The organism is Halomonas sp., from assembly GCF_052095695.1.
Lineage (GTDB): Bacteria > Pseudomonadota > Gammaproteobacteria > Pseudomonadales > Halomonadaceae > Vreelandella.
The window spans coordinates 1-8,876 of sequence record NZ_JBQDLQ010000119.1; the positions used below are offsets into that span (position 1 = coordinate 1).

General features: G+C 55.8%; 10 protein-coding genes. 5 read left to right on the forward strand and 5 right to left on the reverse strand.

Annotated features, from left to right (window positions below):
* The 3 genes from rplQ to ACTH5D_RS16385 all read left to right on the forward strand — a co-directional run.
* On the forward strand, window positions 1-287 hold a 287-nt coding region (gene rplQ / locus ACTH5D_RS16375; RefSeq protein WP_441673091.1), incomplete at its 5' end, for a 50S ribosomal protein L17.
* A gap of 232 nt (window positions 288-519) precedes the next feature.
* Window positions 520-1,908 carry a D-alanyl-D-alanine carboxypeptidase gene (locus ACTH5D_RS16380; RefSeq protein ID WP_441673093.1) on the forward strand — a complete coding sequence of 463 codons (1,389 nt, stop codon included), beginning with the start codon at window positions 520-522 and terminating at the stop codon, window positions 1,906-1,908.
* 81 nt (window positions 1,909-1,989) lie between these two features.
* Entirely contained in the window at window positions 1,990-2,865 is an 876-nt protein-coding gene (locus tag ACTH5D_RS16385; RefSeq protein ID WP_441673095.1) for a DMT family transporter, read from the forward strand.
* 7 nt (window positions 2,866-2,872) lie between these two features.
* Here the strand turns inward: ACTH5D_RS16385 and ACTH5D_RS16390 are convergent, their stop codons facing one another.
* The 3 genes from ACTH5D_RS16390 to thiM all read right to left on the reverse strand — a co-directional run bounded on the left by ACTH5D_RS16390 (window position 2,873) and on the right by thiM (window position 5,123).
* Window positions 2,873-3,610 carry a DODA-type extradiol aromatic ring-opening family dioxygenase gene (locus tag ACTH5D_RS16390; RefSeq protein ID WP_441673097.1) on the reverse strand — a complete coding sequence of 246 codons (738 nt, stop codon included), beginning with the start codon at window positions 3,608-3,610 and terminating at the stop codon, window positions 2,873-2,875.
* 90 nt (window positions 3,611-3,700) lie between these two features.
* Complete coding sequence (gene thiE / locus ACTH5D_RS16395; protein ID WP_441673099.1) at window positions 3,701-4,324, reverse strand: thiamine phosphate synthase; 624 nt, start codon at window positions 4,322-4,324, stop codon at window positions 3,701-3,703.
* A complete protein-coding gene (gene thiM, locus ACTH5D_RS16400) occupies window positions 4,314-5,123 on the reverse strand; it encodes a hydroxyethylthiazole kinase (RefSeq protein WP_441673101.1) in 810 nt (269 codons plus the stop codon). The genes thiE and thiM overlap by 11 nt, the downstream gene beginning before the upstream one ends.
* Window positions 5,124-5,303: 180 nt before the next feature.
* Between thiM and ACTH5D_RS16405 the strand changes: the two genes are divergently transcribed.
* Window positions 5,304-5,672, forward strand: a complete 369-nt coding sequence (locus tag ACTH5D_RS16405) for a DUF6164 family protein (RefSeq protein ID WP_441673103.1) — start codon at window positions 5,304-5,306, stop codon at window positions 5,670-5,672.
* Here ACTH5D_RS16405 and ACTH5D_RS16410 read toward each other — a convergent pair.
* Window positions 5,669-6,334 (reverse strand): cupin domain-containing protein, encoded by a 666-nt coding sequence (locus tag ACTH5D_RS16410; RefSeq protein ID WP_441673105.1) that lies wholly within the window; start codon window positions 6,332-6,334, stop codon window positions 5,669-5,671. The genes ACTH5D_RS16405 and ACTH5D_RS16410 overlap by 4 nt on opposite strands.
* 158 nt (window positions 6,335-6,492) lie before the next feature.
* On the reverse strand, window positions 6,493-7,698 hold the full coding sequence (ampC, locus tag ACTH5D_RS16415) for a class C beta-lactamase (RefSeq protein ID WP_441673109.1): 1,206 nt from the start codon (window positions 7,696-7,698) through the stop codon (window positions 6,493-6,495).
* A gap of 181 nt (window positions 7,699-7,879) precedes the next feature.
* Here ampC and ACTH5D_RS16420 point away from each other — a divergent pair, with 181 nt between their 5' ends.
* Window positions 7,880-8,764: a LysR family transcriptional regulator gene (locus ACTH5D_RS16420; protein ID WP_441673107.1), complete on the forward strand. Its 885-nt coding sequence runs from the start codon at window positions 7,880-7,882 to the stop codon at window positions 8,762-8,764.
* Window positions 8,765-8,876: the final 112 nt, after the last annotated feature.

Below are 8,876 nucleotides of genomic sequence, written 5' to 3' on the forward strand. Positions count from 1 at the left end.
TTAAGACAACCCTGCCGAAAGCCAAGGAACTGCGTCGCGTTATCGAGCCGCTGATCACCTTGTCTAAGCAGGATAGCGTTGCAAACCGTCGCTTGGCGTTTGCCCGTACGCGTTCTAAAGAAGCGGTCGGCAAATTGTTCAACGAATTAGGCCCGCGTTACGCTGAGCGTCCGGGTGGTTACATCCGTATTCTTAAGTGCGGTTTCCGCACCGGCGACAACGCGCCTATGGCGTATGTTGAGCTAGTTGATCGTCCCGTTGTTGAAGAAGCCGCAGCAGAAGAGTAATCCTCTGTCGTCAGCGTCTTGAATAGCGAATGAAAACCGACCCTCTTGGGTCGGTTTTTTTATACCTCTCAGCTAACTCTCCCTAGGTGAGCCGAACTGGGTATATACTGAGCCTATTATAGGTAGCCATAATGAGTACTTTGCCGTCATGGGAAAGCCTTGTGTTGCGCCTTGAGTGTGGCATGGTAGTGGAACAGTATGAGCGCGTTGATAACGAGCAAGGGGCAGAGGCATGTATGCGAGGGTAAAACACGCTGTCGGTAAAGCATCGGCGGCATGGACAGTGAGTATGGGGCTACTACTCATGCTGTCGTTGATCACCAGCGCTCACGCTGATAATCCGCGCTATGCGGGCATTGTGGTCGATTTGGATAATGGTGAAGTGCTGTATGCCGAAAATATTGATGATCAGCGTTTTCCTGCATCGCTGACTAAAATGATGACGCTGTATTTGACCTTCGAGGCGCTTCACGCTGGAACCCTGCGTATTGACCAGCCCTTGCCCGTTTCTAGCGTTGCCGCTGCTAAGCCGGCCGTAAAACTCTGGCTAGCAGCGGGAAGCTCTATTCCTGTTGATACGGCAATACGTGCACTGGCGGTGCGTTCAGCTAACGATGTCGCAGCGGTGATAGCGGAAGCGCTGGGCGGCACCGAAGAGCGCTTCAGTGACATGATGACGACCAAAGCCCGCGAATTAGGCATGCACGCCACGACCTTTCGCAATGCATCCGGTTTACCGGATGACGGCCAGGTGACCACCGCGCGCGATATGCTCACGCTTTCTGTGCGCGTGATGCAGGATTTTCCTCAGTACTATCATTATTTTGGCCTGCAAGAGTTCACTTACCGTGGCACCCGGCATACCAGCCACAACCGCTTAGTGCGTGATTATCCCGGGGCTGATGGCCTTAAAACTGGGTTTATTCGCGCCTCTGGTTTTAACGTGGCGACGACGGCCGTACACGGCAATCGCCGGCTGATGGCTGTGGTAATGGGCGGCTTTTCCGCTCAGTCTCGTGATACCCATATGGCTAACTTGCTGGACCGCGGCTTTTTGCGTGCGTCATTACGCGACCAGTCAACCTGGATGGCCAGCACCAATGTAGCGCAAGAATTTATGACATTTGGTCCCACTGCGTTGACGCCGCCCCAACCGGTTACGCCGCCGGTGCAGCGTCAGCCCATGCTGGCCGTCGTGGAAACCACGCCATCCCCATCTCCTTCGCAGTCGTCGATGCCTGCTCAAGATCTCGATGCTCAGCTGGCTGACGTGTCGAGTATACAGCGTCTCAATGAGCAGCAAGCCGCGCCGCAGCATGATCCCTTACAGGCTTTTATTGAGCGTGAGCAGCAGATGGCCTCGGTATCTGAATCCGGTGGCAGTTGGGGAATCCAAGTAGGCGCCTTTAGCCAAGAAACGCAGGCAAGGCATCTTGCCCAGCAGGCAGCGCGGCGGGTAGACCAAAGCGTCGGTGGCCGTGTTGAAGTAGATACCATCGCTGGTCAAACGCCGGTTTATCGTGCCCGCTTAGTCGCGCTTGATGAGCAGCGAGCACGTCAGGCATGCCGCCAACTGCACTCTCAAGGCATGGACTGCATGGTGGTTAACGCCAGTTTATAACGCACTTTACTGGCATATAACCCCGCCAATCTGCGTTGGCGGGGTTTTTTGTTTTGAACGATTAATAAATAGGAGGCAGCGGTGACAACGTCGCTAAAGGGCATTCTCAGCATGTGTGTCGGCGTGTTTTTTCTAGCGCTGGGTGACGCCGTCGCCAAGTGGCTTGGTGAGGTGCACTCGCCCCTGCAGATTATTTTCTTTCGCACGCTGATATCGCTGCCGCTTATTGCCCTGCTGGCCCATTTTTCGGGAGGGCTGCGTAAACTGGGTACTCGAAGGCCAGGGATGCATGCCGTTCGAGGTTTGATTTATACCGGTACCATGGTGTTCTTCGTGGTGGGCTTAACACTGCTTCCGCTGGCTGAGGCGACGGCGATTGCCTTTGTCGCTCCGTTGTTTGTCACACTTCTATCTGTGCCTTTGCTTGGCGAGCGAATTGCACCGCCGGTGCTAGCCGCCTCACTGGTGGGTTTTGTCGGTGTGCTCGTGGTGGTGCGTCCTGGTGAGGGTGCATTTCAAATAGGCACGCTCAGCATGATAGCGGCGGCCCTATTTTATGCACTGATGATGATTACGGCGCGCCGCTACGGCGCTCGTGAGTATCTCTGGGCTATGGTGTTCTATGTCACGCTAGTGCCGTTCTTAGTGACCGCGGTGAGCCTGCCTTGGGTGTGGCAAACGCCCCAACTTTGGCACTGGGCAGGTTTTATGGCATCGGGCGTGCTTGGCGTGGCGGCAACGGTGTTTATCACCCTGGCCTTTCGGTTTGCTCCGGCGGCTATCGCCGCACCGTTTGATTACACCGCCATGCTGTGGGCAGTGATACTGGGCTGGTGGTTTTGGGGTGAAATGCCGGATATCTGGGTGTGGGTGGGCAGCGTCTTGATTGTGGGTAGTGGGATTGCTGTGGCGTACTACGACCGTCGGACTACCTTAAAACGCCGCCCAACCTCTTAATCTGCCCTCAAGCAAACTGGTAGACATCCATCGCTAGCACGCCGTGCTCAACACTGTGATGCAGCTGAGTTGCTTCGTTACCGGCGCCCATCGCGACAAGCAGCGGTTGAAAGTGCTCAGGTGTGGGGTGGTTCCTATTGGCCTGCGGCGCCTTTTCCCAGTGCAGCAGTGCGTCACGATCATTAGCGGCCACATGGCGCGTCACCCAGCTTGAAAACTCATCTACCCAGGTGGGCATTTGACTGCCCATCGGCATCAGCTCATACAAGTTATGGGTCAGGCTGCCTGAGCCGATAATCAAAATACCTTCTTCTCGCAGTGCCGACAGCCTTTCGCCAAGCGCGACAAGCTCGCTATTACGCCAGTGCACGGGCAATGATAGTGACACGACGGGCACATCAGCAGCTGGAAACATCAACGAAAGTGGCACCCAGGCACCGTGGTCCATGCCACGCTCTACTCGCTCGGCATCCAGTAACAGCGCCAGCCGTTCGGCAAGCTCAGGGTCGCCTGAAGCAGGGTACTGGCATTCGAAAAGCGCCCGCGGGAATCCTCCGAAATCATGAATCGTTTCTGGCTTGGCGGTGGTGCTTACTTTGAGTGACGAACTCTCCCAATGTGCCGATATCACGATAACGGCTTTAGGTGAGAGACGTTTGCCCAATTCGCGTAAAAAAGCATGAGCGGGAGTTTTGTTCAGCGCCAGCATCGGCGAGCCGTGAGATATAAACAGGCTAGGTAACATGAGTGACTCTCCATCGCAGCGCCTGCGCTGCTTGTGTATAGCTACCCAGCTCGGCAACCCGCACAAACGTAACGAGATGCACTAGCTGATTCATGAGGCTGTTGCCGCTTTAAACGCCCGCGCGGCTTGAGCCGGGTCGGGCTGGCCGCAAATAGCCGAAATAACCGCTAAGCCGTCTGCGCCTGCGCGCCGTACATGGTTCGAGTGTTCAGCCTTTAGCCCACCAATGGCAACGCTGGGGAGCCGGCATGCGGCTACCAGTGCGGCCAAGCCGTCAAAGCCAATTGGCTGCGCGTGATCTTGCTTACTTCCGGTGGCAAACACCGGGCCAACCCCTACATAGTCGAGCAGTGCCCGTGGCGCTGCATCAAGCTGGGCATGCGTGTTGATCGAAAGGCCAATAATCGCCTGCTCGCCCATCGCTGCCCGCGCCGCTTGCACGGCGGTGTCGCTTTGCCCTACGTGCAAACCGTCTGCCTGACTTTCTAGCGCTACCGCTAAGCGGTCGTTAATAATCAGCGGTACGCCGGTGCCCGCCAGTACGCTTTTCAGCCGTTTTGCTTGCGCAATCATCTGGGCGTCGCTGGCGTGCTTATCGCGTAGCTGGACGATCGTCACGCCGCCGTTTACCGCGGATTCGACCGTGTTTTCCAATCCGTAATCGTGGCATAGCGCGGCATCGGTGACTAAATACAGCGATAGATCAAACGGCATAGACCGCCTCCAGATGAGTATGCGTAGTGAGATCCGTAGGGGTGAGTTGGTAGAGCGCATCCAGAAGGGCTACTTGAAAGCTACCGGGGCCTTGCGCGTGGCTGCCCGCACGTTCACCAGCAACGGCAAAACAGGCCAATGCGGCCGATGTTGCGCCCAGTGCCGCCTTGCGATTAGCGGCCACAAAAGCGGCCACTAGCGCGCTCAGCCCGCAGCCCAGCGTCGTGACATGCGGCATCAACGAGTGGCCGCCCTCAATTCGATAATGCTGTGTGCCATCGGTCACCCAGTCGCTTTCACCGGTCATGGCCACCACGCAGCCGTGCTTTTGTGCCAGCGCTATTGCAGCCTCGACGGCTTGCCCTGTGGTGGCAGTTGCATCCACGCCACGGCCTTGGCTGGCCAAGCCATTGAGGGCGAGAATTTCAGAAGCATTGCCGCGAATAACGCCAGGCTTCAAGGCCAGCAGTCGTGTGCAAAGAGTTTGGCGATAGCGCGTTGCGCCAACGGCGACAGGGTCTAACACCCACGGAATGTCATGTTGATCGGCAGTAGCCGCTGCGATCAGCATAGCATCGGCCCAGTGAGCAGAAATCGTACCAATATTGACAGACAGTGCCGCAGAGAGAACGGTGAACTCAGCCACTTCCTCAGGCGCATGCAGCATGGCGGGCGAGGCCCCTGTGGCTAGCAGCAAGTTAGCGGTGCTATTCATAGCGACGTAGTTCGTCATGCAGTGAACCAGCGGTGTATCTGAGCGAAGTGCCTCAAGATAATCGCCAAGCGGGCGGAGGGGCATAGTCTGTTCCTATAAAGCGGCCAGCGTAACTGGCTGAATGCCAGCATGGTAACGATTATTTATCATCAGTGCTGACCGAGATCCATGAAAGACAGCGCTTGATGGCGGGCTTAGGGTAATAAAAGGCTATACACTTGCCATAGACTCAATCTGCGAAGCAGTAATACATGAGGAAAACCAATGGCTGAACTACTGTTCCGGCTGCGCCACGTGACCGATGAGGAAGCGATGGAAGTGCGCGATCTATTCGCAGCGCACGGCTTTGATACCTATGAAACCCAGGCGGGCTTTTTCCGCTTAGGTGTCGATGCCATTTGGCTGCGTAATCCACATCAGCATGAAGCGGCGACCGCTGCGTTGAACGCTTATCAAGCCGAGCGCTTTGAGCGCGTGCAGCGTGAGCACCAGGCGACGATTGAGCGCGGCGAGGCGGCAACGCTGTGGCGCCGCCTGAGCGCGCACCCGGTACAAGTCGTGCTGGTGTTGATAGCGGTAGGGCTGATTGCCGCCCTCACGCTGCTCCCTTTTGTAGGTCTATCGCACGCCTAAGCGGCCGGCAAATGACCTCGTTTAAGATACATCATGACGCCTTCGCTACCGGCGGTGAGCGCCGGGGCCGCGCCACTGGGGTAGCGGCACCAAGTACCCGCAGAGTAGCTTTGCTCAGTATCGCTGAGGGTACCTTCTAAGACCAAGAACTCCATTCCCCCCATCAGGGTCGGGTACGTAATAGACGTGCCCGCAGCCCAGTTTTCTAGGCTGATGCGCTCCTGTTTGTAGGTGTGCAGCATTTTGTAGACAATGCGCGGGCGTCTATCAGGCTGCCAGGGAAGCCGATGGGCAGGCACTGCCAGCTGTAGTGTGTCGTTAGGATCAAACTGATGCAGTTTGACAAAAATCAGCGCGCCTTCCTCGCCAATCTTCGGCGTATGGCCGGTACCCACGGGGTTTCTTAAGTAGCTACCCGTCGCGTAGCGGCCATGTTCATCGGCGAAGACACCCTCTAACACCAAAATTTCTTCACCGCCGCCGTGCATGTGCCGCTCGAACTGCGAGTTGGGGGCGTAGCGAACCAGGCTAGTCGCACGTGCGACTTCGCCACCAATCCGGTCAAACATCATGCGTTCTACTCCCGGACTGGGGGAGTCGACCCATTGATACTCTTCCGGGGTAACACAGGCAAAGTGGCTAAAATCAGCGTTTAGGCGCATAGGAAGGCTCTTCGCAGGGGACGTAAAGTAAGGGGGAAGGGGTGCTAGTCTCCTTATCGAGAGCCGAGAATGCAACTTTCAGTGATGCGATACGCGCGGTGATGGCATAAAAATACCGCCCGAAGGCGGCAATCTTAAAAGCACGCGTGAAGAATACTTCAGGGTGCATCGGTCAGTGCCGTCAGAATATGATGAGCCGCTTCAATACGCGCACTGTTGGGGTAGTTGCGGTTAGCCAGCAGCACAATACCGATTTGCTCGCTAGGCACAAAGGCCACGTAGGCACCAAAGCCGTTGGTGGCGCCGGTCTTGTTGTAGAGCGCATCCTGGCGTGGGGTCAACGGCGGGCTTAAGCGATTGGCGGGGTTTGGCTCCAAAATCATCTCAAGCGAGTTACCTTCCAGTAGTTGCTCAAGCGCCACTGGGTAAGTGTAGCTCTCCCAACCCAAGCCCTGAGTCATATTACCGAACCCAAAGTACCCAGTGCGCGTGATCTCTAAGGCGTGGCTTAGGGACTCATCAAGCGTGTCCTCATGAAGCTTGCTTTCATCCATTCCAGACTCAAGCCCAGCACCCTTCATATTCGCTTCCACAAACGTTAGAACGTCTGCGGCCGTCGATTTCAAACCGTAAGCTTGGGCATCCAGCACACCTGGGTTCACCCGGACCGGTTCGTCCTCTTTGGAATAACCGTAGGCGTAATGCGCCTGCTGCCCTTCTGGTACTTGAAAGTAGCTGTGCTCAAGCCCGAGCGGAGCGAACAGCACTTCCTCCATTAGGGTCTCATATGGCTTATCAAGGCGTTGTGCGGTTAGGTAGCCGAGCAAGCCGATGCTTGGGTTGGAATAGAGCCGATGGCTGCCAGGGGCGGACACAGGCTGCCACTGGCGATAGTAGTCGATCATCTGCTCTTCATTTTCAACCGCGTCAGGAAACTGCAGCGGAAGCTCGCCTGCCGTGTAGGTCCCCAGTTCCAACAGCGTGATGCCATCAAAGGCACTGCCTTTAAGGGCAGGTAAGAATTGACTAGCCGGGTCAGAAAGCGAAAGCGCGCCGCTAGACTGTGCATAGCCTGCTAGTGCAGCAGTGAAGACCTTACTGACAGAGCCTAGCTCGAAAAGTGTTGCGTCAGTGACTGGGATGTCCGCCTCTTGATTGGCGAACCCATAATTAAAATAATGCTGCTGGCCATTAGTACTAATCGCGACCGCCATGCCTGGGATACGATGCTCATCCATCAGTGGGGCAATAGTATCGTTCACCAGCGCTTCAATTGCGGCGCTATCAGCCTCATCAGTCGCCCAGGCAGAACCACCAAATAATAGCGAAGTTGCCATGATAAGGCGGGTTTTTGCTGCTAACATCTTACGCATGCCAGAATCCTGTTCCTAGTGTTTAAACAAAGCGTTTAATGAGTTTCACTTATATAGATAAGCGGGAACGTCGCTATATAAGCGTGCTAAAAAGCTAACATACGGTGCGCTACCGTTATTCACAAGCGGCGATATTTTGCATGAGCCATTAGAAAAATTTGGAGGTCATCTGGTGCGTTCCTACCTGCCATTAAAGGCCTTACGTGCTTTTGAAGCGTCCGCCAGACATTTGAGTTTTACCCGAGCGGCAGAAGAGCTGCATGTGACCCAGGCGGCGGTTAGCCATCAGGTTAAGCTGCTTGAAAGCCAACTGAAGGTGCCGCTATTTAAACGCTTGCCCCGTGGGCTGATGCTCACCCAAGAGGGTGAACTGCTACTGCCCGTGCTAAAAAGCTCATTCGATCAGATGTCGCATACGCTGGATCGGTTAGGCGAAAGTAACTACCGCGAAGTATTAAACGTCGGCGTGGTGGGCACTTTTGCCGTTGGCTGGCTGCTGCCAAGGTTGGAAGATTTTCAGGAGGAGTATCCATTTGTCGATTTGCGGCTCTCGACCCATAACAATCGCGCAGATCTAGCTGCTGAAGGTCTTGATTTCGCTATTCGATTTGGCACGGGCGCTTGGCACGGCACCGCTGCCCAGCCGTTGTTACCGGCGTCGCTCTCAGTAATGTGTATTCCTGCGATTGCCTCCCGGCTCTCAACGCCCGCCGATGTATTAGGCGAGACTTGGCTGCGCTCTTATCGCGCCGATGAGTGGACAGAGTGGCTGTTGGCGGCAGGGCTGCCCCGCAGCTTCCCGATGACCAAAAGCATTGTGTTTGACTCTTCCATCGCTATGGTGGAAGCCGCTCTGCAAGGGGCAGGAGTGGCATTGGCGCCACCGTTGATGTTCTCCCGGCAACTGAACAGTGGCGCGTTGATACAGCCTTTCGACACCACTGTCAGCTTGGGGGGGTACTGGCTTACTCGCCTACAGACACGGACAGAAACCCACGCCATGGCGTCCTTCCGCGAGTGGCTGCTCACGGCTATTAATAGTTCGACTAATAGCTGAGCAGCACGTTGGAGGTTATTTGTTGGTGGCTACAGCCACTTAGTGATTATGCTCACTGTGGTCGTGGTCGTGGTCGTGGTCGTGGTCGTGGTCGTGGTCGTGGTCGTGGTCG